Raw genomic sequence first — 23,635 nt, 5'->3', positions numbered from 1 at the left:
CGCTGTGTGCGGCCTGCGGTCCCGTTTGCCAGATTAAGGAAAAAGAGTATGAGCTTTAACACCATCATCGACTGGAACAGCTGTAGTGAAGAGGAGCAGCGTGCCCTCTTGTTGCGCCCGGCGATTTCCGCCTCCGAAAGCATTACCCGTACGGTCGCGGAAATCATTGAAGCGGTGCGTACAGGCGGGGATGACGCCCTGCGCGCCTTTAGCGCGAAGTTCGACAAGACCCAGGTCGACGCGCTGAAAGTGACCGCACAACAGATTGAAGACGCCAGCGCCCGCCTGGGCGACGAGATCAAACAGGCAATGGCGGTGGCGGTGAAGAACATCGACACCTTCCACACTGCGCAAATTCTGCCAACCGTGGATGTGGAAACGCTGCCTGGCGTGCGCTGCCAGCAGGTAACCCGCCCGATTGACTCGGTGGGGCTCTATATTCCCGGCGGCTCCGCGCCGCTCTTCTCGACGGTATTAATGCTGGCGACCCCGGCGCGTATCGCAGGTTGCCGCAAAGTGGTGCTCTGCTCACCGCCGCCTATCGCCGATGAGATCCTCTACGCCGCGCAGCTGTGTGGCGTGCAGGCGGTTTATCAGGTCGGCGGCGCGCAGGCGATTGCCGCCCTCGCCCTCGGCACTGAATCAGTGCCGAAGGTGGATAAAATTTTTGGCCCAGGCAACGCCTTCGTCACCGAAGCTAAACGCCAGGTGAGCCAGCGACTCGATGGCGCGGCAATCGATATGCCGGCCGGTCCCTCCGAAGTGCTGGTAATTGCCGATAGCGGTGCAACACCGGATTTCGTCGCGTCCGATCTGCTGTCGCAGGCGGAGCACGGCCCTGATTCGCAGGTGATCCTGCTGACCCCGGATAGCGAAATGGCATCACGGGTGGCGCAGGCCGTTGAGCGCCAGCTTGCCGACCTGCCGCGTGCGGAGACGGCCCGCCAGGCGCTTGCTGCCAGCCGGCTGATTGTGGCGCGCGATCTGGCGCAGTGCGTGCAGATCTCAAACCAGTACGGCCCGGAGCACCTGATTATTCAGACCCGCGACGCGCGGTCGCTGGTGGAGAGCATTACCAGCGCCGGTTCGGTGTTCCTCGGTGACTGGTCGCCGGAGTCGGCGGGTGATTACGCTTCCGGCACTAACCACGTGCTGCCGACCTATGGCTACACCGCGACCTGCTCCAGCCTCGGACTGGCCGATTTCCAGAAACGCATGACGGTGCAGGAGCTTTCGCGCGAAGGGTTTGCGCAGCTTGCCAGCACCATCGAAACGCTGGCGGCGGCTGAACGCCTGACCGCGCACAAAAACGCCGTTACCCTGCGCGTCAAGGCGCTGAAGGAGCAAGCATGAGCATTGAAGAGCTGGCGCGTAAAAATGTCCGCGAACTGACCCCCTACCAGTCGGCGCGCCGCCTTGGCGGCAAAGGTGATGTCTGGCTGAACGCCAACGAGTTCCCGACCGCAGTCCCGTTCGATTTGTCGCAAAACGCGCTCAACCGCTACCCGGAGTGCCAGCCGAAAGCGGTGATTGATAACTACGCCCAGTATGCGGGCGTGAAGCCGGAGCAGGTGCTGGTAAGCCGCGGCGCTGATGAGGGGATTGAGTTGCTGATCCGCGCCTTCTGCGAGCCGGGCCAGGATGCGGTGCTCTTCTGCCCGCCGACCTACGGCATGTACAGCGTCAGTGCCGAAACCTTCGGTGTCGAGTACCGCACCGTGCTGGCCCGTGAAAACTGGCAGCTGGATCTGCAGGGCATCGCCGATAAACTGGATGGCGTGAAGCTGGTTTACGTGTGCAGCCCCAACAACCCGACCGGGCAGATTATCAACCCGCAGGATCTGCGCAGCCTGCTGGAAATGACCCGTGGTAAAGCGCTGGTTATCGCCGATGAAGCCTATATTGAGTTCTGCCCGCAGGCGACCCTCGCCGGCTGGCTGAGCGAGTATCCGCACCTGGTTATTTTGCGCACCTTATCCAAAGCCTTTGCGCTGGCGGGGCTGCGCTGCGGCTTTACCCTCGCCAATGAAGAGGTGATCTCCCTGCTGATGAAAGTGATTGCCCCCTACCCGCTCTCTACGCCGGTGGCTGATATTGCCGCGCAGGCACTCAGCCCGCAGGGGGTGGCGGCAATGCGTGAGCGCGTGGCGCAGATCGTCGCCGAGCGGGCTTACTTAGTGAACGCGTTGCGCGATATTCCCTGCGTTGAGCAGGTGTTCGACTCCGAAACCAACTATATTCTTGTGCGCATGACCGCCTCGAGCGCGGTGTTTAAATCGCTGTGGGATCAGGGCATTATCCTGAGAGACCAGAACAAGCAACCCTCTTTAAGCGGCTGTCTGCGTATCACTATTGGTACCCGTGAAGAGAGCCAGCGCGTCATTGACGCTTTACGTGCGGAGCAAGTATGAGCCAGAAGTACCTGTTTATTGATCGTGACGGAACACTGATTTCCGAGCCGCCCACCGATTTTCAGGTGGACCGATTTGACAAGCTCGCCTTTGAGCCGCAGGCGATCCCGGTGCTGCTCAAGCTGCAGGCGGCGGGCTATAAACTGGTGATGATCACCAATCAGGATGGTCTCGGCACCAGCAGCTTGCCGCAGGCGGATTTTGACGGCCCGCACAACCTGATGATGCAGATTTTCCAGTCCCAGGGCGTGGAGTTCGGAGAGGTGCTGATCTGCCCGCACCTGCCGAGCGATAACTGCGACTGCCGCAAACCGAAAGTGAAACTGGTCGAGCGCTGGCTGGAAGAGGGTGCGCTGGATCGCGCCAACAGCTACGTCATTGGCGATCGCGCCACCGACATTGAGCTGGCGGACAACATGGCGATTGGCGGCCTGCGCTACAACCGTGAAACCCTGAACTGGGCGATGATTGGCGAACAGCTGACCCGCCGCGACCGCTATGCCCATGTTGTGCGTAACACCAAAGAGACGCAGATTGAGGTCAAGGTGTGGCTCGACCGCGAAGGCGGGAGCAAGATCAACACCGGCGTTGGCTTCTTTGACCATATGCTCGATCAGATCGCCACCCACGGCGGTTTTCGCATGGAGATTGCGGTGAAAGGCGATCTCTATATCGACGATCACCACACCGTTGAAGATACCGGCCTGGCGCTGGGCGAAGCGCTGAAGCTGGCGCTCGGCGACAAGCGCGGCATTAACCGTTTTGGCTTTGTGCTGCCGATGGATGAGTGCCTGGCCCGCTGCGCGATGGATATCTCCGGCCGCCCGCATCTGGAATATAAAGCGGAGTTCACCTATCAGCGCGTCGGCGATCTGAGCACCGAAATGGTGGAGCACTTCTTCCGCTCGCTCTCCTACACCATGGCGCTGACCCTGCACCTGAAGACCAAGGGCAAAAACGATCACCACCGCGTCGAGAGCCTGTTTAAAGCCTTTGGCCGTACGCTGCGTCAGGCGATCCGCGTTGAGGGCGATACCCTTCCCTCTTCAAAAGGAGTGCTGTGATGAATGTGGTGATCCTCGATACCGGCTGCGCCAACCTGCATTCGGTGCAGTCCGCTATTATGCGCCACGGCTATGAGCCGCTGGTCAGCCGCGATCCCGACGTGGTGCTACGCGCCGACAAGCTGTTTCTGCCGGGCGTCGGCACCGCGCAGGCGGCGATGGATCAGCTCCGCGAGCGCGAGCTGATTGAGCTGGTCAAAGCCTGCACCCAGCCGGTGCTGGGCATCTGCCTTGGTATGCAGCTGCTCGGGCGTTTCAGCGAAGAGAATGGCGGCGTCGACCTGCTGGGCATTATTGATGAAGCGGTGCCGAAAATGAACGATGTCGGGCTGCCGCTGCCGCATATGGGCTGGAATCAGGTCTACCCGAAGGCGGGCCATCGTTTGTTCCAGGGCATTGAGGATGGCGCCTACTTTTACTTTGTTCACAGCTACGCAATGCCGGTCAATGCCAGCACCATTGCCCGCTGTGATTATGGCGAGCCGTTTACCGCCGCCGTACAGAGCGACAACTTCTACGGCGTGCAGTTTCACCCGGAGCGCTCCGGGCGCGCGGGCGCGCAGCTGCTGAAAAACTTCCTGGAGATGTGATGATCATTCCCGCTTTAGATTTGATTGATGGCAGCGTGGTGCGCCTGCATCAGGGTGATTATGCCCAGCAACGCGACTACGGCAGCGATCCGCTGCCACGCTTGCAGGAGTATGCCGCTCAGGGCGCGCAGCTGTTACACCTCGTCGATTTGACCGGTGCGAAAGATCCGGCGCGCCGCCAGATCCCCTTGCTGAAAACGCTGGTGGCGGGCGTCACTGTGCCGGTGCAGGTTGGCGGTGGCGTGCGCAGCGAAGAGGATGTTGCCGCCCTGCTCGACGCGGGCGTGGCGCGGGTGGTGATTGGCTCGACGGCGGTGAAATCGCCCGAGACGGTCAAAGGCTGGTTTACCCGTTTCGGCGCCGACAAGCTGGTGCTGGCGCTGGATGTGCGCATTGATGAGCAAGGCACAAAACAGGTGGCGATCAGCGGCTGGCAGGAGAACTCCGGCGTGACGCTGGAAGCGCTGGTTGAGACCTATCTTGCCGTTGGTCTGCGCAACGTGCTGTGCACGGATATCTCCCGCGACGGCACGCTGGCAGGCTCGAATGTGTCGCTGTATGAAGAGATCTGCGCCCGCTGGCCGCAGGTGGCGTTTCAATCCTCCGGCGGCATTGGCGACATTAATGATATCGCCGCGCTGCGCGGGACAGGCGTGGGCGGCGTAATTGTTGGCCGTGCGCTGCTGGAAGGTAAATTTACGGTGAAGGAGGCCATTCAATGCTGGCAAAACGGATAATCCCTTGTCTTGATGTGCGTGATGGCCAGGTGGTGAAAGGCGTGCAGTTTCGCAACCATGAAATCATCGGCGACATTGTGCCGCTGGCAAAACGCTACGCCGAAGAAGGCGCAGATGAGCTGGTGTTTTACGATATCACAGCCTCCAGCGATGGCCGCGTGGTGGATAAAAGCTGGGTGACGCGCGTAGCCGAGGTGATTGATATCCCCTTCTGCGTGGCGGGCGGCATTAAATCGGTTGAGGATGCGGCGCAGATCCTCTCCTTTGGCGCGGACAAGATCTCAATCAACTCACCGGCACTGGCCGATCCTGAGTTGATTACCCGGCTGGCGGATCGCTTTGGCGTGCAGTGCATTGTGGTCGGGATTGATACCTGGTTTGATGCCGCAACCGGCAAGTATCACGTGAATCAATATACCGGCGATGAGAGCCGCACGCGTGTGACGCAGTGGGAAACCCTCGACTGGGTGCAAGAGGTGCAGAAGCGCGGCGCCGGTGAAATTGTGCTGAATATGATGAACCAGGATGGCGTGCGTAATGGTTACGACCTGGAGCAACTGAAAAAAGTGCGTGAGGTGTGCAACGTGCCGCTGATCGCCTCCGGCGGGGCCGGCACGATGGAACACTTCCTTGAAGCCTTCCGCGACGCCGATGTCGACGGCGCGCTGGCGGCCTCAGTGTTCCACAAACAGATTATCAATATTGGTGAATTAAAAGCGTACCTGGCAGGCCAGGGCGTGGAGATCAGGGTATGTTAACAGAGCAACAACTCTCCCAACTGGACTGGGAAAAAACCGACGGACTGCTGCCCGCCGTGGTGCAACACGCGGTCTCCGGCGAAGTGCTGATGCTGGGCTATATGAACAAAGAGGCGCTGGCGAAAACGCAGGAGAGCGGCAAAGTGACCTTCTTCTCGCGCACCAAAGGACGCCTGTGGACCAAAGGCGAAACCTCCGGGCACTTCCTCAATGTGGTAAAGATAGCCCCTGATTGCGACAACGACACACTGCTGGTATTGGTCAATCCGATTGGTCCCACCTGCCATAAAGGCACTTCAAGCTGCTTTGGCGACACCAGCCACCAGTGGCTGTTCCTCTATCAGCTGGAAACGCTGCTGGCTGAGCGTAAGAGCGCCGATCCCGCCAGCTCCTACACCGCTAAACTCTATGCCAGCGGCACGAAGCGTATTGCGCAAAAGGTTGGCGAAGAAGGCGTAGAGACGGCGCTGGCGGCAACGGTGAACGACCGCGAAGAGTTGACCAATGAAGCATCGGATCTGATGTATCACCTGCTGGTGCTGCTACAGGATCAAAATCTCGATTTGACGAAGGTGATTGAGAACCTGCGCGCGCGGCATCAATAAGCAGTGGGCATAAAAAAACCGGGCAGTGCCCGGTTTTTCTTTTTTATGCTCGCTGCTTGTGGGTTCGCAGTGCGTTACGGGTCAGCACAACCCCAGAGCCAAGTAAAATGCCGATCAGCACTGCCAGAACAATGGCCAGTGAACGCCGTGGACTGTCGCGGTGAATCGGCAGGGTAGGTTTCATCACATAGCGGTAGGCGTGAATCTCCTGTGGTGTTACCTTCAGCCCCTGCAGATCGAGCAGATTCTTTCTGTCGCGGTAGTAATCATCAGAAAAGACCAGTGGACGCGATGACTCATTTTTAATCATCGATTCCAGCGCAGCACTGCCGAGGAGAAACATGGTGTCTTGCGAAACATTTTCAGTTTGCTGTACCTGCGGCGACTGCACTTTCGACTCTTTAGCCACAGCAAGCGCTTGGGAGATCTGCTTGATTCGCAAATCTTTCTGCTCCTGAGCTACTTTTTCCTGAGTTGCCAGCGATTCAAGCAAATCCGTTTTGCGCGCTTTGGCATTAATGTTCAGGTCGTCAACCAGTTCTTTGGAGATCTGCTGATCAACTTGCTCAATATACTCCGCCAGTTTTTGTTGCGCTTCTCTGGCTGAGGAGGCCTGATAAGTGACTTTGAGTGGCAATGGCTGCCCCTGTACTGCTGAATCAATAGTGAGTTTTTCAGGCTCTTCCTGATTACTAAGCGTTTCTACCAGGGCGGAAAATACGGTACTAAAGCGGCTGATAACGCGTTGCTGAGTCCCTGTGATATCGAATTTATTATCGTTACTCAACATGCTTATGGCGCTGGTGTAACTGGCGATCTGGCTTGCATCAGGCGAACTGACGACGGCAACTGATGTCCATTTTTCCTTCGCAACAGCGATATAGACCCCAGCAATAACTACGCTGAATACAATAAAGAGGGCAATAATCCATTTACCACGCCAAATTTGCGTTAAAACATCAATTAAATCAATTTGCTCAGCGTCGTTGTTCTGTCGAAAAGACAGGTTATTGTTTTCGTGTGTCATAGCCACCCTAAATGAGAAGCATAAAAAAAAAGTTATAGAGCGCGAGTTTAGCGGTTCGCTTTTTTTTTGCTATAGGAATCCATGTAAATAAATGTTAGCAGGCATTATTTAAGCGCGCTGCCGGATTTATTTCTGTCATTCCTGGATACGATGCATTTTTTACCTTTACCGGTAGAGGGTGACGGCCCGATGGGCCGTCTCTTTGAAGGGTTACAGATTAATCATTATTGAAGAGATCGCGCGTATAGACTTTATCTTCTACGTCCGCCAGTTCGCGCGCCATACGATTGGAGACGATCACATCCGCCTCTTGTTTAAATGCCTCGAGGTCGCGTACCACGCGCGAGTGGAAGAACTCATCTTCCTGCATCACTGGCTCATAGACGATGACCTGCACGCCCTTCGCTTTAATGCGCTTCATAATGCCCTGAATCGACGACGCGCGGAAGTTGTCCGAACCGCTCTTCATCACCAGACGATAGATACCGACCACTTTCGGTTTGCGCGCCAGGATGGAGTCAGCAATAAAGTCTTTGCGCGTGCGGTTAGCATCAACAATCGCCGAAATAATGTTGTTCGGCACCGACTGATAGTTCGCCAGCAGCTGCTTGGTATCTTTAGGCAGGCAGTAGCCGCCGTAACCAAATGAGGGGTTGTTATAGTGGTTTCCGATGCGCGGATCAAGGCAGACGCCCTCAATGATTTGACGCGTGTTCAGGCCAAGGCTCTCGGCATAGCTGTCCAGCTCGTTAAAGTAGGCGACGCGCATTGCCAGATAGGTGTTGGCAAACAACTTGATCGCTTCTGCTTCGGTGGAGTCCGTAAACAGTACCGGAATATCTTGTTTGATAGCGCCTTCCTGCAGCAGTGCCGCAAAGCGCTCGGCGCGTTCTGAGCGCTCGCCAATTACGATACGTGACGGATGCAGGTTGTCGTATAGCGCTCTGCCTTCACGCAGGAATTCTGGCGAGAAAATGACATTATCGATGCCCAGCTTCTCTTTAATCGACTGGGTAAAGCCCACCGGGATGGTCGATTTGATAATCATCACCGCCTGAGGGTTGATGGCGTGAACATCGCGGATCACCGACTCTACGCTGCTGGTATTGAAGTAGTTGGATTTCGGATCGTAATCGGTCGGCGTGGCGATAATCACGTAATCCGCGTTGCGGTAGGCGTCATGCTTATCCGTAGTTGCGCGGAAATTGAGCGGCTTAGTCTGTAAATACTCCTCAATCTCTTTATCCACGATCGGAGAAATTTTCTCATTAAGCATATCCACTTTGGACTGCACAATATCGAGCGCGACGACTTCATGGTTCTGCGCGATTAGGATCCCGTTTGATAACCCAACGTAACCTGTTCCGGAGATTGTTATTTTCATTCGATAAGCAACTTTTGTCAGTGTATGAAACCGGAGGTGACGATCCCATCGCCACCGCTTTAAATCAATAACTGTTGGGGTTTTTACCTCTTCCGTTGAGAGAGTGTCAATAAGACAAACAGCGGCTGCAAAGCGCGCCCTGCCTGAGTTTGTGTGGCTTTATTCCTAAAAATAAATGCCCGATCCCCGTAATTATCGCGGTTTCGATGAAAAAAAAGCCCGGTTGCGACAACCGGGCTTGTATAAAACGGACGAATGATTATCAGATTAATCCAGCCATTCCGTATGGAATACGCCGTCTTTATCAGTGCGCTTGTAAGTGTGCGCGCCGAAGTAGTCACGCTGCGCCTGAATCAGGTTCGCCGGCAGCACCGCAGAGCGGTAGCTGTCATAGTAAGCGACTGCCGCAGAGAAAGTCGGTACCGGAATACCGTTCTGTACCGCATAGGCGACAACATCGCGCAGCGCCTGCTGGTAATCATCAGCGATCTGCTTGAAGTAAGGGGCCAGCAGCAGGTTAGCGATAGCCGGGTTTTCTGCATAGGCATCGGTGATTTTCTGCAGGAACTGCGCGCGAATGATGCAGCCCGCGCGGAAGATCTTCGCGATTTCGCCGTAGTTCAGATCCCAGTTGTGCTCGTCAGAGGCGGCACGCAGCTGAGAGAAGCCCTGCGCGTAGGAGACGATTTTGCCCAGATAAAGGGCGCGACGCACTTTCTCAATGAACTCCGCTTTATCACCAGCCGGTTTAGACTGCGGGCCGGAGAGCACTTTAGAGGCCGCAACACGCTGCTCTTTCAGGGAGGAGATGTAACGTGCGAATACCGATTCGGTAATCAGTGACAGAGGTTCGCCGAGATCCAGCGAACTCTGGCTGGTCCATTTACCGGTACCTTTGTTAGCTGCTTCATCCAGGATCACATCAACCAGGTAAGTGCCCTCTTCATCTTTCTTAGTGAAGATATCTTTGGTGATGTCGATCAGATAGCTGCTCAGCTCGCCTGCATTCCACTCGCTGAAGGTTTTCGCCAGCTCGTCGTTAGAGAGGTTCAGGCCACCTTTCAGCAGAGCGTAGGCTTCTGCGATAAGCTGCATATCGCCATATTCGATACCGTTGTGCACCATTTTGACATAGTGACCGGCACCGTCAGGACCGATATAGGTAACGCACGGCTCGCCATCTTCAGCTACCGCGGCAATTTTGGTCAGGATCGGCGCAACCAGCTCGTAAGCCTCTTTCTGGCCGCCAGGCATGATAGAAGGCCCTTTCAGCGCGCCCTCTTCACCACCGGAGACGCCGGTGCCGATAAAGTTGAAGCCTTCCGCTGAGAGTTCACGGTTACGGCGGATAGTGTCGTGGAAGAAGGTGTTACCGCCATCAATGATGATGTCGCCTTTATCCAGGTACGGCTTCAGGGAATCAATCGCGGCATCGGTACCCGCGCCGGCTTTCACCATCAGCAGAATGCGGCGGGGAGTTTCCAGAGATTCGACAAATTCTTGTACGGTGTAGTAAGGAACCAGCTTTTTGCCTGGGTTCTCGGCAACAACTTCTTCGGTTTTTTCGCGCGAGCGGTTGAAGATAGAAACGGTATAGCCACGGCTTTCGATGTTCAGCGCCAGGTTGCGCCCCATCACGGCCATACCAACAACGCCGATTTGTTGCTTGGACATTACATACTCCTGTCAGGTGTGGTCACCGCGAACTATACGCGGCTTGAATGTGCAAAAGATGTTAACTCAGGATCAGTATAGGTAGATAGCGTAAGATGCGTTTCTAAACGAACGCTTTGGCAAAGGAGGGATCGAAAGGCCCCTCCTTCACTTCCATCATAAGTGCTCGCGGTGATACGCATTTGACGCTGTGTATGTCTCCAGGAGAAAACTCCACCACACTTATTCCAGTATTTTCCCCAACAATAAATTGCTTAACAATCTCACCATCTTTGCCATGCAAGCAGACCTGAAGCTGTCCCTCCATGACAATAAACATTTCCCACTGGTGTGGAAGCTCATGGTAATGAGGTTCAACGTAGCTGCCCTTGGCCAAAGCAATCAGCAGCCGTTGCACTTTCTCCTGATGAGAGTGGTGTAACAATAGATGAGAACGCAGGCGCTCTGATTGCTCGGCTTGTTGGTAGAGCGCCTCAAGTTGGTCACTCTCAATTAATCGCATTGCATGCCTCCAGCCTCGTTTCGATCGTCTGTGCTGCAGATTCTACGGAGAACTGCTCTTGCAACAATCGATTAGCGCCGAGGCCAAATCGGCGGCGCGCATCACTATCCTGAAGCATTAACAGCGCAGACTTGTGAAGTTTGTCATCTTCACCGTTGATATGAATTAATCCCGCATTATTTTGATTCACGATATCGAGCAGATCGTTACCGGCATTCACGCTGCCTAAGATAGGCAACGAATTGACCATGTAACCGAGTAGTTTGCCGGGGAAATTATGCGAGGAGTGTTTTGCAGAAAGCGAAAACAGACCAATATCCACCTCAGCCAAAATAGATTTGAATTCATCCTGGCTGACTGAATCAAGATAGGTGAAATTGGGCAATGCCCAGCTAGCAGCTAGCGAGTTAATTAAACCAACTTCATCACCTTGACCAACAAAGAGGAAATGGGCCTGTGGATATTCCGCCATCCGCCGCGCCAGACGCATCAGATTCGCCATATCCTGCGCATGACCAATATTTCCGCCATAGAAGAAAATAACTTTATCTTCCAGGCCAAGACGCTTACGTAACGACACATATTCCTGAGTTAATATCGCAGGCTTAACAGATGCCCAATTATGCAGAACCTCGCAAGGATAGCATTTGTTTGACATCTGAAAGACTTCGAGATTTTTAATGGACATGAGGCCGATATGGTCTGCCTGCCGGTAAGACGATCTTTCGAACAGACGGAAATAGCGTTCAACCGGAGATCCCGCTTTTAGCATTCCTGCGTCAATTACCCATTGAGGGAACATATCTCTCAACACAAGATAGGCTGGACATTGACAACGAGCTTTAATCTTCTTAACGAGATGCCCCCAAAATATGGAGGGTGAGTAATAAACCACTCCATCAAAAGTCTCTTTTTTGATCCGACTCTTAATGGATTTCCACGCCCGGTAAGACAAGAGCGTTTCATTAATGGCTCGCTTAACTTTACTCACATCCTTCAGTGGCCCACTTTTGAAACGCCATGTATTAACTCCCTGAAAGGTGTCAAATGACACCTCCTTTTGCAGGCTTGTATCAGGGGTAATTACCGTAACATCGTGACCGCGCCGGATAAGTTCCTGAGCTAACTCATGAAACATCTTCGCGCCAACGCGGGTACTTTTGGGCAGGTAATCATCTATGATTAAAGCTAGTTTCATCAATATTCTTTCCAGACGACTCTCTTGACGTAATCTGTATAAGAGTGAACGATTCTGACAACTTTGTCCGACACATTCGGCATGCTGTAATCACTAACCTGTCGCAACAGGCGGGTCTCGCCGCGCGGCTGAGTTGCCAGTACATCCAGCGCCTGCAGAACGCGCTCACACTCCAGCCCAACCATCATTACAGATGCTTCTTCGAACCCTTCAGGACGCTCATGTGCTTCACGGATATTAAGCGCCGGGAAATTCATGATGGAGGATTCTTCAGTGATCGTGCCGCTGTCGGAAAGCACCGCACGCGAGTTTTTCTGCAGATGGTTGTAATCATGGAAACCTAACGGCTTCAGCAGATTGATCAGCGGGTGGAACTCAATCCCCTGCTCGTTAATACGATTACGCGTACGCGGGTGCGTGGAGACGATCACGGGAAGATTATATTTCTCAGCGATAGTATTCAGCGTGGTCGCGAGTTTAATGAGCTGTTTTGGCGAGTCGACGTTCTCTTCACGGTGCGCGCTCACGACAAAGAATTCACCCGGGCGCAGATTCAGACGTGTAAGCACATCAGAACCATCAATTTGCGGCATGTAGTATGAAAGCACTTCAAACATCGGACTGCCGGTTTTAATGATGCGATCCGCCGGGATCCCTTCAGCAAGAAGATATTCACGTGCAATATCGCTGTAGGTCATATTGATGTCAGCAGTGTGGTCAACAATGCGGCGGTTGGTCTCTTCCGGTACACGCTGATCGAAACAGCGATTGCCCGCTTCCATGTGGAAGATTGGCACTTTACGACGCTTGGCAGGGATAGCGGAAATACAGGAGTTGGTATCACCCAACACCAGCATAGCTTCCGGTTTTTCCTTCTCTAAAACTTCATCTACTTTAATGATGACCTGACCAATCGTTTCAGCCGCGTTTTTTCCCGCAGCGTTTAAGAAATAATCTGGTTTGCGCACGCCAAGGTCGTTAAAGAAAACTTCATTTAATTCATAATCATAGTTTTGTCCTGTATGGACAATAATATGTTCGCAATGGTCATCCAGTTTAGCCAAAACTCGTGACAAACGGATAATTTCGGGACGCGTCCCAACCACGGTCATAATTTTTAATTTTTTCATTACAGAGATCTCGCAATAGTATCAGGCTCATCACGATTGAAAATTTCGTTTGCCCAGAGCATGACTATTAAATCATCATCGCCAATATTCGTAACGTCATGGGTCCAACCCGGCACCGTTTCAACGATTTTAAATTCATCAGAAGAAACATTCAGTTCATAACGTTCGCCGGTAATCACATGCTCGAATCGGAAGCAGGCCTGACCACGAATGACCAGGAACTTCTCATTTTTGCTGTGATGATAGTGCCCGCCGCGGGTGATACCGGGGTGCGCGGTGAAGAATGAAAACTGCCCCGCAGAAGGCGTTTTCAACATTTCACAAAAGATCCCACGAGCATCGCCATAAGACGGCACCGTATAGGCAAATTCTTCAGCAGGTATATAACTCAACCATGTTGAATATAACGCGCGGGTGAAACCCGTCCCGACTTCTTCAGTGATCAGTGTGGAACGGCTATTCTTAAAGCGGTTAATTAACTCCGCTACCTCGCCAACGGACGTTGAATAAACCGGCGTCACGTCCTTATATCCGCTTTCACTCGCTGCCGTAAGTAATTTAATGGCATGCGTACAAACGTCATCGATATAAACCAGATTTACCGGTGCTGATGGGTCATTGACAACAATGTCGATATTGTTGGCAATATTGTGGCAGAAAGTCGCGACGAAGGAGTTGTAGTTCGGTTTACACCATTTACCGAATACATTTGGATAACGGTAAATGTAATAAGCCGCCCCGCTCTGTGCAGCGTAACGCTCAATCTCTTTTTCTGCCGCAGCTTTACTCTGACCATACGCATTATCCAGTTCTGCCTGAATCGAAGAACTGATCATAATCGGCGTCTTTTTCTGCTTCGCTAACAGAGTATCGACAAGACGCTGCGTCAGATTGCTGTTACCTTCCGCAAACTCTTCAACGTTTTTTGGCCGATTAATGCCCGCCAGATGATAAATGAAATCGGCTTCTTGCAGCCCGCTTTCAAGATCATCTGCGCTTGAAGCGCGATCAATTTTAATAAGGTCAGCATACCCTGCTTCCTGAAGGCGTAAGCATAGGTTGCGTCCGATGAAACCATCAGCTCCAGTAATCAGGATCTTCATATCAGGCATCCAGCTCGTAGTTTTTACCATCACGCAGTGCACGGATAAACGGCAGCTTCAGCAGCAGCGTTTTCATGCCTTCGACATCGAGTCGCTGTGTATTGTGAGAGTTATAATCGTCCACCGCAGAGATACGGGTATCACCTTGTTCTACGTATTTTCCGTAGTTCAGGTCACGCAGATCAGGCGGTACACGGTAGTAATCACCCATATCAATGGAGGCGATCATCTCTTCACGGCTCAGCAGCGCTTCGTAAAGTTTTTCGCCATGGCGAGTACCAATAACATTGATCGGATGATCGTTAACATTCAACAGCTCTTTCAGAGCAATGGCCAGCGTCTCAATCGTTGCAGCAGGCGCTTTTTGGACGAAAATATCACCGTTGTTACCGTGCTCAAAGGCATAAAGCACCAGATCAACCGCATCTTCCAGCGTCATCATGAAACGCGTCATGTTCGGATCGGTAATCGTCAGCGCTTTGCCCGCTTGAATCAGGTCAACAAACAGAGGAATCACCGAGCCACGAGAAGCCATAACGTTGCCATAACGCGTACCGCAAATCACCGTTTTTGCGCTGTTCACATTACGGGATTTAGCGACCATCACTTTCTCCATCATTGCCTTGGAGATACCCATGGCATTGATAGGATAGACCGCTTTGTCAGTACTGAGGCAAACAACACGTTTCACTTCATTGTTAATAGCGGCTTCAAGTACGTTTTCTGTGCCGAGGACGTTAGTTTTAACGGCCTCCATCGGGTGGAACTCACAGGACGGTACTTGTTTAAGCGCTGCAGCATGATAGATAAAATCAACACCGCGTGTGGCGTTGCTAATACTGTTGTAATCGCGAACATCACCGATGTAGAACTTCAGCTTATTGCTGTTATATTTCTTCCGCATGTCATCTTGTTTTTTTTCATCACGGCTAAAAATTCTTATTTCAGCAATATCTGTATCAAGGAAGCGGCGCAAAACGGCATTTCCAAAAGATCCTGTACCACCCGTGATGAGAAGAGTTTTACCATTAAACATTTCAAGCCTCATTGATAGAATTTAATAAATTACTTACGACTTTCTTAACTTCATGCCTTGCTTTAAATAAAGCATTGGCGTTTTTACCCTTGATGCTCGCTACTTCAGCATTTTCAGCCAGAAACAACATGGAAGTAGCCAGTTCATCCGCATTACCCGCAGAACAGCAAAGCCCTGCATCTGCATTTTGTATTATTTCACCAAAGTCGGTAGTACTTTCAATTGATGCAATAACAGGCAAGCCAAGTTTCATATAGTCGAGGCTTTTGGATGGATACGTTGGCACAGAAACGTTCGGTACCGTAGCAATAATCCCTGCCCGACAAAATGACACCAATTTTAAATAACTTTCGCGTGAGATATGATCCGAATAGATAACCCCACTACCTTCATTATTCGCTTCAGCAATAACCTTATCGGTAAATCTGCCACGCCCAATAACAATGGTTTTTACCTTATTATTCTTTTCATGCGCCAGTCGCGCCGCTTCCAGGATGCATTCTACGCCGCGACCATAATCGATTTGCCCACCGAAAATGAAATATATTGATTCATCATTAATATATGGAAATTCATTTTCAGTCTTATCGAAATTCAAAGTGGGAGGCAGGTCTTCACTCCATATCGGTAATTCAAAGGATTTTTTCGATCTGACACCAAAGTACTCCTCCAAAAACTTACAGTTTTTTGGTGACATACAGCCCACATAATCGAATAAGTTTACTAAAACCTTTTCAAAAATCTTAAGGGCTTTTTCTTTGGTTTTTCCTTTGATCAAGTTAATTTCAACTTGATGTATAGGGAAAAAATCCCAGTATATTAAAAGAGACTTTTTCGAGAAAATTTTACTTAGTAGTATTAAAAACCAGGAAGAAACACAGGGGGAAAACCCTATAACCAGATCATGTCTTTTAAAAACATATTTAGAAGCACACAGGGCAGCATAGACAGATGACCCTATCCATTTCACTATAAAATTAAAAAAACCACCACTATTCATTCCAATAGAGGTCGTGTTGTATATATTGATATTATTTAATTTTAATTTTTGTCTGGTGGATGCTTTTGACCAGTCAATACATACTACATCAACCTCATAGTCCCGACCCTGCAGCTCTTCGGCGAGCTCTCGTGTCAACCATGTGCTATTTTGGGCCAATGGATATTTAGTACAAATGATGAGTATTTTTTTCATTTTCTTCCAAGCTTAATTCCATCCAAAATACCAAATAAACTTTGTTTGTATGAGGCAATTTTGAAATCGTCTAATAGCGCAATAGCCAGTATTCGGTTGCATGCTCCGGTAAGTAAGCGAACTTTATTGTATAAGGGTACATAACTCTGTTTTAACAGGAAAATGGCATTGCGGAAAAAGTAATACCGGCGTATGGGTTTGTATTTCAGCAGTTTGAAGCCAAAAAATTCTTTTGGTGCCTGATCTGAAACTTCATGGTGCATAACAACATCATTCATTTGCAGCACCTTATAGCCTTTGCTTTTAATTCTATAACACCATTCTGTATCAACAAACTCTATAAACAATTCTGGATTGAATTTATTCTCCCGCCAGACATCTATTGGAATACACATACCAGATTGAAGTGTTATGGTTAGCTCTGTGAATTCCTCGCCAGTGGCAATGGCTTTTTGTTGATACTGATATCCTGAACGAGCATCAACAAAACTCGGGGTTAACACGCCCAATTTTTCTTGCCTTTCAGTAAGTCTCACATAATGATCCCAGGTTCTCAATATATAGTTTTCTGGCGGCGAGCTATCCTGATCGAAAGTGAATATTACTCTGACTGTTTGTGGGACTATTTCTGCAATTTCGTTAATCGCTTTCCCTAACCCCAGATTTTCATCAAAGGTGATAACTTCAACCCCCTCGCTTTTGAGCGAATCAATGAGTTCAACACTCATGCCGCCATTATTCGCGATATAAACAACGGTCCCTTCACCGCTAACTTTATTAATTAAGTTTTTAATTTTACTTTCCATTGGGTTGAAGCAAATAACTATAACAGCCCTAACTAATGTATTCATTGTTATACTCATTTTTTAAATAATTCAATTCACCCAGAATAAAGAATGTTAGAGTCACACCGGGGAAAGATAGCATAAACGGGTTTGTAGAGAACATGATCAAGATGGATAGAGAAAATAACAGCCATACCACCTTTTGTGCTGGCAACCGTCTACCGTTGAAAAAGTTAGCAAAGAAATAGGGAATTTGCGCTGCGCTAATTATTATAAAAGAAACGCAACCCACAATGCCTATTTTCATGATTAAAGCCAGTAAGCTCATCTCATAGGTCCATGGTGCAATCACTGAACGAACATGGGTTGCACTTCCGCCGAGCCCGGTGCCAAAAATAGGGTGCGATAAAAATGTGTCTAATATCCATGCTACCTGTTCGAATCTGACACCATCACTTGTGTCGCTTGCAATGCCCAGAAGCACTAAAACATCTGGGTGCACCATGGCACCAGAAACAAGGACAAACAAGACTATCAAAAATGTGATGAGAGAAAATGTTCCAAACCCACCGAGTTTTAGTGACAATGGACATAATTTATAGATGAGCAATCCCAACACAATTAAAATAGGTGATAAGTAGAGTGCACGGGTCCAGGTACTGAAAAGAGCCAGAGCCATAACAAATACCATCACATAATCCCTGAGCCTGCGATCGTGTAATAACTTTTGTAATGACAGATAAAACCCTATAACCAGCAAAGAGCTACTGGGGAGTAATACTCTAAATAAACCATCGGGGGTGTCAGCGATAATAATATTATCGATTGCACCAGCATCCCCTGCAGTTAATATCTTCATTAAAAAGAACTTCACACTGTTAATAGAGGCAGAACCGGAAAGTCCGATAAGCCAAATGGCAATGTGAAAAAAGGCACTTATTATGCACAAAATTAACAACAATCGTCTTATTTTTAGCCAGTTTGTCGAAATATAGTTATTTTGCACAATAAGTGGACATAACATTATTCCAAATAATGAAAGCAGCTCAGTCGTCGCGTACTCTAACTTTACATCATTAAGTAGTGGAACTATTACGCCAAACACTGCGCAAAAAACAATGATAGCGCACAAGTAAACATAGGCACGAGAATTATTTATTGTAATAAGTACCATGCCCAGCAATATTGCATATTCTACTTTCCTTAAAGAAAGCCCTACAATATTGATGCTCCATGCGCCAGAACCCAGCAGAACCACATCGATAAGAAATAAAAAAAGCGAAAATGCAATAAAAAGAGAAGCAAACTTGTTAATTGTTGCCACATTATACCCTTTATCATTTCCTGTTTAGCATTAAATCAGCGAATGTATTTCCCATTTGATCTTTGTGAGATACAACGGGTTCGCAATCTAATGGCCAAGTAATGTTTAGATCCTTATCATTCCAGATGATACAGCCTTCACTCACAGGATTATAAAAGTTGGTTGTTTTATAACAAAACTCAGCTTCGTCGCTCAATGTAAGAAAACCGTGAGCAAAACCTTCTGGTATCCAAAGTTGCTTTTTATTGCTGGCAGACAGCGTTGCCCCAAACCATTGCCCAAAGGTAGTCGAATCAGGCCGTATATCAACGGCAACGTCGTATACTTCTCCGCGGATACATCTCACCAGTTTACCTTGCGCATGAGGTTCATTCTGAAAATGTAGCCCGCGTAAGACTCCTCGTGTCGATTGTGAATGATTATCCTGAACGAAATCTACTTTTTTGCCTGTTGCCTCAATAAACTTTCTTTCATTATAGCTTTCAAAAAAGAAACCACGTTCGTCTTGATAAATTGTAGGTTCGATAACAAACAAACCTTGCAGTTTTGTTTCTTGAATATTCACGAAAACTCCGTTGTGTATCAATGTCTTTTATTTAACATTGCAGAAATAAAAAACAAAGCAAAAAAATCGATTATGACTCTGATGGACCATGCGTATGCTGTACCAATCAATCCGTAATGACTTGTGAGTGCGTACAGAACGAGAAAGTATGGGATAACTTCAGCGCAATGTAATAATGCTGTTATTTTAGATTTTCCTAGCGACTGAATAGCTGAAAACGGGATCTGCGCTAATGAATTGAACAAAAAGCCCGTTAACAGAATAAAAAATATTTCAGAAGATTTTATAAAATATTGGGGCCCTAACCAGTAATACATTATCTTCCCAGAGAAAATCAAGCAAAATGCTACTAAGGGAACACAGATTAAAGCCATTATCAAATACGAGAATTTAAGTTCTTTTTTAAACTTAGCTATATCTGATAAACCACTTAACCTTGGGAATACCGCTCTTGAAATGGAAGTGGGTACAATACTCATCCGCGAAATGATTTCAGCAGGCGCGGTATAGTAGCCTACGTTCTTCGCACCCAAAATGTAAGATATAATAAAACGGTCAAAATAAACCATCATTGGGCTTATTATATTACTTACAGTCATCCAGCCACCAAAATAGACCAGACGTTTAAATACTTTTGGATGAAAAGCCAGGCCCGCTGCAACTATATCTTTTCGTAATACCAGGAAAGATATTACAAATGAAATGAACCTACCAGCAATCAAACCTGAGACAGCAGAGACAAGGCTGACATTGTAATATACTAAAACCGCAGGCAACCCTACTATAAAGGTGTTTGATATGGTTTTCTGAATATTTAATACGCCAAACTTTTCTTCACCCTCAAGTATTGAAACCCATAGCTGATTGAGGATAAATAAGGGAATAGCGAATAATAATATTTCAAGCGCGTGCTTTGCATCTACTTTATAACTGTCAGATACGTTAATAAAAGCAATAACCGTATCAATTTTAAAATAAATTAACAAAGACAGAAATACACTTATGCCGGCCAGAAACAATGTCGACGTCGAGATTATTCTGTTTTTTTCATTTTGATCATCTTTATATAGCGCTATCTCGCGGATAATAGCCCTGGTTAGCCCAAAATCAAAAATACTGGCATAACCTACTAGCGCCATTGCAAGTGTATATATACCAAACAACTCAGGACCTAGCGCTCTTGCAATAAAACCCAAAGCAGGAATAGCAATCAGAGTTGGTATAACATATCCGGCAAGGTTAAATGTGCTATTCCTTATCAGAGCATTTTTTATCAACATAGACTATACTTTTTTATTCGCTAATTTCATTAAATACTTGCCGTAGTTATTTTTATTAAGCGGAGCGGCCAGTTCTCTCAATTTATTCTCATCAATAAATCCCTGGCGAAAAGCGATCTCTTCAGGGCAAGAAACTTTTAGGCCCTGACGTTCTTCAATCGTCGCAATGAAGTTGCTGGCCTCAATCAGGCTTTGATGCGTTCCGGTATCCAGCCACGCATAACCACGGCCCATCATCGCAACTGACAACCTGCCCTGCTCTAAATAAAGACGGTTGATATCGGTAATTTCAAGTTCGCCACGCGCCGAAGGTTTCAGGCTTTTTGCCATCTCAACGACGTCATTATCATAGAAGTAGAGACCGGTGACAGCATAGTTACTTTTCGGTTCTGTCGGCTTCTCTTCCAGGCTGATAGCGGTGCCTTCAGAGTTAAACTCCACCACGCCATAGCGTTCGGGATCGTTAACGTGGTAAGCGAACACCGTTGCGCCACTTTCCTGATTAACCGCGCTCTCCAGGAGTTTCGGCAGATCGTGTCCGTAAAAAATATTATCGCCAAGTACCAACGCACAAGCATCGTTGCCAATAAACTCTTCGCCAATAATAAATGCCTGCGCAAGCCCATCCGGGCTCGGCTGCACTTTATATTGCAGGTTCAAGCCCCACTGGCTACCGTCACCCAGCAGCTGTTCAAAGCGGGGCGTATCTTGCGGCGTACTGATAATCAGCACATCGCGAATGCCCGCCAGCATCAGGGTGGAGAGCGGGTAGTAAATCATCGGTTTGTCGTAAATTGGCAGCAATTGCTTACTGACAGCCATGGTGACCGGATAAAGACGTGTACCAGAACCACCTGCCAGAATAATACCTTTCCGTGTTTTCATTTCGCTATCTCAAACAATGAGTTAAAGAGCTGTTGTAGTGAACAACTCTGCCAACATTCTTTTTACGCCCTGTTCCCAGTGCGGGAGAACCAGGCCAAAAGTGCGCTGAAACTTCTCGGTATTCAGCCTTGAATTGTGCGGTCGTTTCGCGGGCGTTGGGAAACTCTCGGTCGCTACAGGGTTTAATTTTGTGAGAGCGAGCTCGATGCCTGCTTCACGGGCTTCAGCGAAAACCAGTGCGGCATAGTCGTGCCAGCACGTCTCACCGCCTGCGACCAGATGATACAGACCCGCTACTTGTGGATCCGTCAGCGCAGTGCGAATAGCATGCGCGGTGCAGTCAGCAAGCAGTTCGGCGCCCGTCGGAGCACCGAACTGATCGTTGATAATGGAAAGTTCCTGACGCGTTTTCGCCAGATTAAGCATTGTTTTTGCGAAGTTGTTGCCTTTACCGGCATAGACCCAGCTGGTGCGAAAAATCAGATGCTTCGGGCAATTTGCACGCAGCGCGTTTTCACCATCCAGTTTTGTTTGACCGTAGACGTTCAGGGGCGCGGTGCTATCCGTTTCAACCCACGGCTTATCACCGTTGCCGGGAAAAACGTAATCCGTTGAGTAGTGTACAACCCACGCATCGATCTTTGCCGCTTCTCGAGCAATCGCCTCGACACTTTTCGCGTTAAGCAGCGAAGCAAACTCGACTTCAGACTCTGCTTTATCAACTGCCGTATGAGCAGCAGCATTGACGATCACATCGGGCTTGATACGGCGGACCGTCTCAGCCACACCTTCTGGATTAGAGAAGTCGCCGCAATACTCTTTTGACTGGAAATCCAGCGCAGTGACATTGCCAAGGGGTGCAAGGGCGCGTTGAAGTTCCCAGCCAACTTGTCCGTTTTTGCCAAACAGCAGAATATTCATTGGCTGCGTTCCCCGTAGTTTTGCTCGATCCAGGACTGGTAAGCACCGCTCTTCACATTTTCAACCCATGCGGTATTGGCTAAATACCACTCAACCGTTTTACGAATACCGCTTTCAAAGGTTTCCTGCGGCTTCCAGCCTAGTTCGCGGCTGATTTTATCTGCGTCAATCGCGTAACGGCGATCGTGGCCCGGACGGTCAGTTACATAGGTAATCTGATCGCGGTAGGAACTGGCTTTCGGCACGATTTCGTCAAGCAGATCGCAGATGGTGTGTACCACATCAAGGTTCTGTTTTTCGTTATGGCCACCGATGTTATAGGTTTCACCCGCAAGACCCTCGGTCACTACCGTATAGAGCGCACGGGCATGATCCTCCACATAAAGCCAGTCACGGATCTGGTCGCCTTTGCCATAAATTGGCAGCGGCTTACCTTCAAGCGCGTTGAGGATCACCAGCGGAATCAGTTTTTCAGGGAAGTGGAATGGACCGTAATTGTTAGAGCAGTTCGTCACAATGGTAGGGAAGCCATAGGTCCTGCGCCATGCGCGCACCAGATGGTCGCTAGAGGCTTTGGAAGCAGAGTAAGGGCTGCTCGGTGCGTAGGCGGTGGTTTCGGTGAAAAGCGGCAGCGCTTCGCCAGCGGCAACTTCATCCGGATGCGGCAGATCGCCATAAACCTCGTCAGTCGAGATGTGGTGGAAGCGAAACGCGGCTTTACGTACCTCATCCAGTTGCGCCCAATATTGACGGGCTGCTTCGAGCAGAACGTAAGTACCCATAATATTGGTTTCGATAAAGGCGGCCGGGCCGGTAATGGAACGGTCTACATGGCTCTCTGCGGCCAGGTGCATCACTGCATCAGGTTGATGTTCAGCGAAAATACGCGCCATCGCTGCGCCATCACAGATGTCTGCATGCTCAAACGCATAACGGGCGCTCTTATCAACTTCTGCTAATGATTGCAGATTTCCGGCATAGGTTAATTTATCAACATTAACCACATGATCCTGAGTGTTATTAACAATATGACGCACAACTGCAGAGCCAATAAAGCCTGCACCACCGGTGACCAGTATTTTCACGAGAATTATCCGTACTTGCTTTGCAATGTTTAGAACGCGATCGGCGGGTAATGGAAGAAGCGTGAGCAAATAAAAGGCACGCTACCGCCCCAGGCTTTCAGCTACCCGAACGCTGTGTGGGACAGTCAACATTAATTATTGTCAGGGCCCTACACACGCGTCATTCCCGCTGCGCTGGGCACAAAATGCTAAGCGGCTATTCTCCGCTGAAACAGCCATAGAAACAAGGGAAAATCTGTAGACTAAAAGCTTAAAAAATCCACATAACTACCTTTTTTAATTGTTTATTTTTAGATAGAAACAAAAAAAGGCAGTAAGAATAACCTGAGAGCAAACTCTCTCAACGTCACTCTTTACTGCCCTGTTAATCAGGCAT

The 23,635-nt window shown here is 49.3% G+C and carries 23 protein-coding genes; 7 read left to right on the top strand and 16 right to left on the bottom strand.

Annotation, left to right across the window (positions count from 1 at the left end; translation table 11 throughout):
- Positions 1 to 48: 48 nt before the first annotated feature.
- From hisD to hisIE, 7 genes are read left to right on the top strand one after another with little or no spacing between them, the layout of a single operon-like run.
- Entirely contained in the window at positions 49 to 1,353 is a 1,305-nt protein-coding gene (gene hisD, locus IAE50_RS13610; protein WP_200580477.1) for a histidinol dehydrogenase, read from the top strand.
- Positions 1,350 to 2,411: a histidinol-phosphate transaminase gene (hisC, locus tag IAE50_RS13605; RefSeq protein ID WP_200580476.1), complete on the top strand. Its 1,062-nt coding sequence runs from the start codon at positions 1,350 to 1,352 to the stop codon at positions 2,409 to 2,411. Before hisD ends, hisC begins: the two co-directional genes overlap by 4 nt.
- Positions 2,408 to 3,475: a bifunctional histidinol-phosphatase/imidazoleglycerol-phosphate dehydratase HisB gene (gene hisB / locus IAE50_RS13600; RefSeq protein ID WP_200580475.1), complete on the top strand. Its 1,068-nt coding sequence runs from the start codon at positions 2,408 to 2,410 to the stop codon at positions 3,473 to 3,475. The genes hisC and hisB overlap by 4 nt, the downstream gene beginning before the upstream one ends.
- Complete coding sequence (gene hisH / locus IAE50_RS13595) at positions 3,475 to 4,065, top strand: imidazole glycerol phosphate synthase subunit HisH (RefSeq protein ID WP_023479202.1); 591 nt, start codon at positions 3,475 to 3,477, stop codon at positions 4,063 to 4,065. The genes hisB and hisH overlap by 1 nt, the downstream gene beginning before the upstream one ends.
- Entirely contained in the window at positions 4,065 to 4,802 is a 738-nt protein-coding gene (gene hisA / locus IAE50_RS13590) for a 1-(5-phosphoribosyl)-5-[(5-phosphoribosylamino)methylideneamino]imidazole-4-carboxamide isomerase (protein ID WP_200580474.1), read from the top strand. The genes hisH and hisA overlap by 1 nt, the downstream gene beginning before the upstream one ends.
- Positions 4,784 to 5,560, top strand: coding sequence for an imidazole glycerol phosphate synthase subunit HisF (hisF, locus tag IAE50_RS13585; protein ID WP_042711632.1), 777 nt, complete (start codon positions 4,784 to 4,786; stop codon positions 5,558 to 5,560). Before hisA ends, hisF begins: the two co-directional genes overlap by 19 nt.
- Positions 5,554 to 6,165, top strand: coding sequence for a bifunctional phosphoribosyl-AMP cyclohydrolase/phosphoribosyl-ATP diphosphatase HisIE (gene hisIE, locus IAE50_RS13580; RefSeq protein ID WP_200580473.1), 612 nt, complete (start codon positions 5,554 to 5,556; stop codon positions 6,163 to 6,165). Before hisF ends, hisIE begins: the two co-directional genes overlap by 7 nt.
- 43 nt (positions 6,166 to 6,208) lie before the next feature.
- Here hisIE and wzzB read toward each other — a convergent pair whose 3' ends face one another.
- The 16 genes from wzzB to rfbB form a co-directional block, all read right to left on the bottom strand.
- Positions 6,209 to 7,192: an LPS O-antigen chain length determinant protein WzzB gene (gene wzzB / locus IAE50_RS13575; RefSeq protein WP_200580472.1), complete on the bottom strand. Its 984-nt coding sequence runs from the start codon at positions 7,190 to 7,192 to the stop codon at positions 6,209 to 6,211.
- 217 nt (positions 7,193 to 7,409) lie between these two features.
- A complete protein-coding gene (gene ugd, locus IAE50_RS13570; RefSeq protein ID WP_139568086.1) occupies positions 7,410 to 8,576 on the bottom strand; it encodes a UDP-glucose 6-dehydrogenase in 1,167 nt (388 codons plus the stop codon).
- A gap of 267 nt (positions 8,577 to 8,843) precedes the next feature.
- On the bottom strand, positions 8,844 to 10,250 hold the full coding sequence (gene gndA / locus IAE50_RS13565; protein WP_076770117.1) for an NADP-dependent phosphogluconate dehydrogenase: 1,407 nt from the start codon (positions 10,248 to 10,250) through the stop codon (positions 8,844 to 8,846).
- Between the two features lie 103 nt (positions 10,251 to 10,353).
- Entirely contained in the window at positions 10,354 to 10,752 is a 399-nt protein-coding gene (locus IAE50_RS13560) for a WbuC family cupin fold metalloprotein (protein WP_200133850.1), read from the bottom strand.
- Positions 10,739 to 11,950 carry a glycosyltransferase family 4 protein gene (locus tag IAE50_RS13555; protein WP_200580471.1) on the bottom strand — a complete coding sequence of 404 codons (1,212 nt, stop codon included), beginning with the start codon at positions 11,948 to 11,950 and terminating at the stop codon, positions 10,739 to 10,741. Before IAE50_RS13555 ends, IAE50_RS13560 begins: the two co-directional genes overlap by 14 nt.
- A complete protein-coding gene (gene wecB, locus IAE50_RS13550; RefSeq protein ID WP_139568089.1) occupies positions 11,950 to 13,080 on the bottom strand; it encodes a non-hydrolyzing UDP-N-acetylglucosamine 2-epimerase in 1,131 nt (376 codons plus the stop codon). The genes IAE50_RS13555 and wecB overlap by 1 nt, the downstream gene beginning before the upstream one ends.
- Complete coding sequence (locus tag IAE50_RS13545; RefSeq protein ID WP_200580470.1) at positions 13,080 to 14,183, bottom strand: capsular polysaccharide biosynthesis protein CapF; 1,104 nt, start codon at positions 14,181 to 14,183, stop codon at positions 13,080 to 13,082. Before IAE50_RS13545 ends, wecB begins: the two co-directional genes overlap by 1 nt.
- A gap of 1 nt (position 14,184) precedes the next feature.
- Positions 14,185 to 15,219, bottom strand: coding sequence for a UDP-N-acetylglucosamine 4,6-dehydratase/5-epimerase (fnlA, locus tag IAE50_RS13540; protein ID WP_200133848.1), 1,035 nt, complete (start codon positions 15,217 to 15,219; stop codon positions 14,185 to 14,187).
- Position 15,220: 1 nt separating this feature from the next.
- The gene (locus tag IAE50_RS13535) at positions 15,221 to 16,414 is read right to left on the bottom strand and encodes a glycosyltransferase family 4 protein (RefSeq protein ID WP_200133847.1); all 1,194 of its coding nucleotides are present in this window, start codon (positions 16,412 to 16,414) and stop codon (positions 15,221 to 15,223) included.
- The gene (locus IAE50_RS13530; protein WP_200133846.1) at positions 16,411 to 17,265 is read right to left on the bottom strand and encodes a glycosyltransferase family 2 protein; all 855 of its coding nucleotides are present in this window, start codon (positions 17,263 to 17,265) and stop codon (positions 16,411 to 16,413) included. Before IAE50_RS13530 ends, IAE50_RS13535 begins: the two co-directional genes overlap by 4 nt.
- Positions 17,249 to 18,523, bottom strand: coding sequence for a hypothetical protein (locus tag IAE50_RS13525; RefSeq protein WP_200133845.1), 1,275 nt, complete (start codon positions 18,521 to 18,523; stop codon positions 17,249 to 17,251). Before IAE50_RS13525 ends, IAE50_RS13530 begins: the two co-directional genes overlap by 17 nt.
- Positions 18,524 to 18,536: 13 nt before the next feature.
- Complete coding sequence (gene rfbC / locus IAE50_RS13520; RefSeq protein WP_139568095.1) at positions 18,537 to 19,088, bottom strand: dTDP-4-dehydrorhamnose 3,5-epimerase; 552 nt, start codon at positions 19,086 to 19,088, stop codon at positions 18,537 to 18,539.
- Between the two features lie 17 nt (positions 19,089 to 19,105).
- The gene (locus IAE50_RS13515; RefSeq protein WP_200133844.1) at positions 19,106 to 20,368 is read right to left on the bottom strand and encodes a flippase; all 1,263 of its coding nucleotides are present in this window, start codon (positions 20,366 to 20,368) and stop codon (positions 19,106 to 19,108) included.
- Positions 20,369 to 20,371: 3 nt separating this feature from the next.
- Entirely contained in the window at positions 20,372 to 21,253 is an 882-nt protein-coding gene (rfbA, locus tag IAE50_RS13510; RefSeq protein ID WP_139568097.1) for a glucose-1-phosphate thymidylyltransferase RfbA, read from the bottom strand.
- A gap of 21 nt (positions 21,254 to 21,274) precedes the next feature.
- Positions 21,275 to 22,174: a dTDP-4-dehydrorhamnose reductase gene (gene rfbD / locus IAE50_RS13505; protein ID WP_139568098.1), complete on the bottom strand. Its 900-nt coding sequence runs from the start codon at positions 22,172 to 22,174 to the stop codon at positions 21,275 to 21,277.
- Positions 22,171 to 23,259 carry a dTDP-glucose 4,6-dehydratase gene (gene rfbB / locus IAE50_RS13500; protein WP_200580469.1) on the bottom strand — a complete coding sequence of 363 codons (1,089 nt, stop codon included), beginning with the start codon at positions 23,257 to 23,259 and terminating at the stop codon, positions 22,171 to 22,173. Before rfbB ends, rfbD begins: the two co-directional genes overlap by 4 nt.
- Positions 23,260 to 23,635 lie beyond the last annotated feature (376 nt).

Origin of the sequence: Kosakonia sp. S42, assembly GCF_016624785.1 — a bacterium.
Lineage (GTDB): Bacteria > Pseudomonadota > Gammaproteobacteria > Enterobacterales > Enterobacteriaceae > Kosakonia > Kosakonia cowanii.
This window is presented reverse-complemented; position numbering and strand designations above follow the sequence as displayed.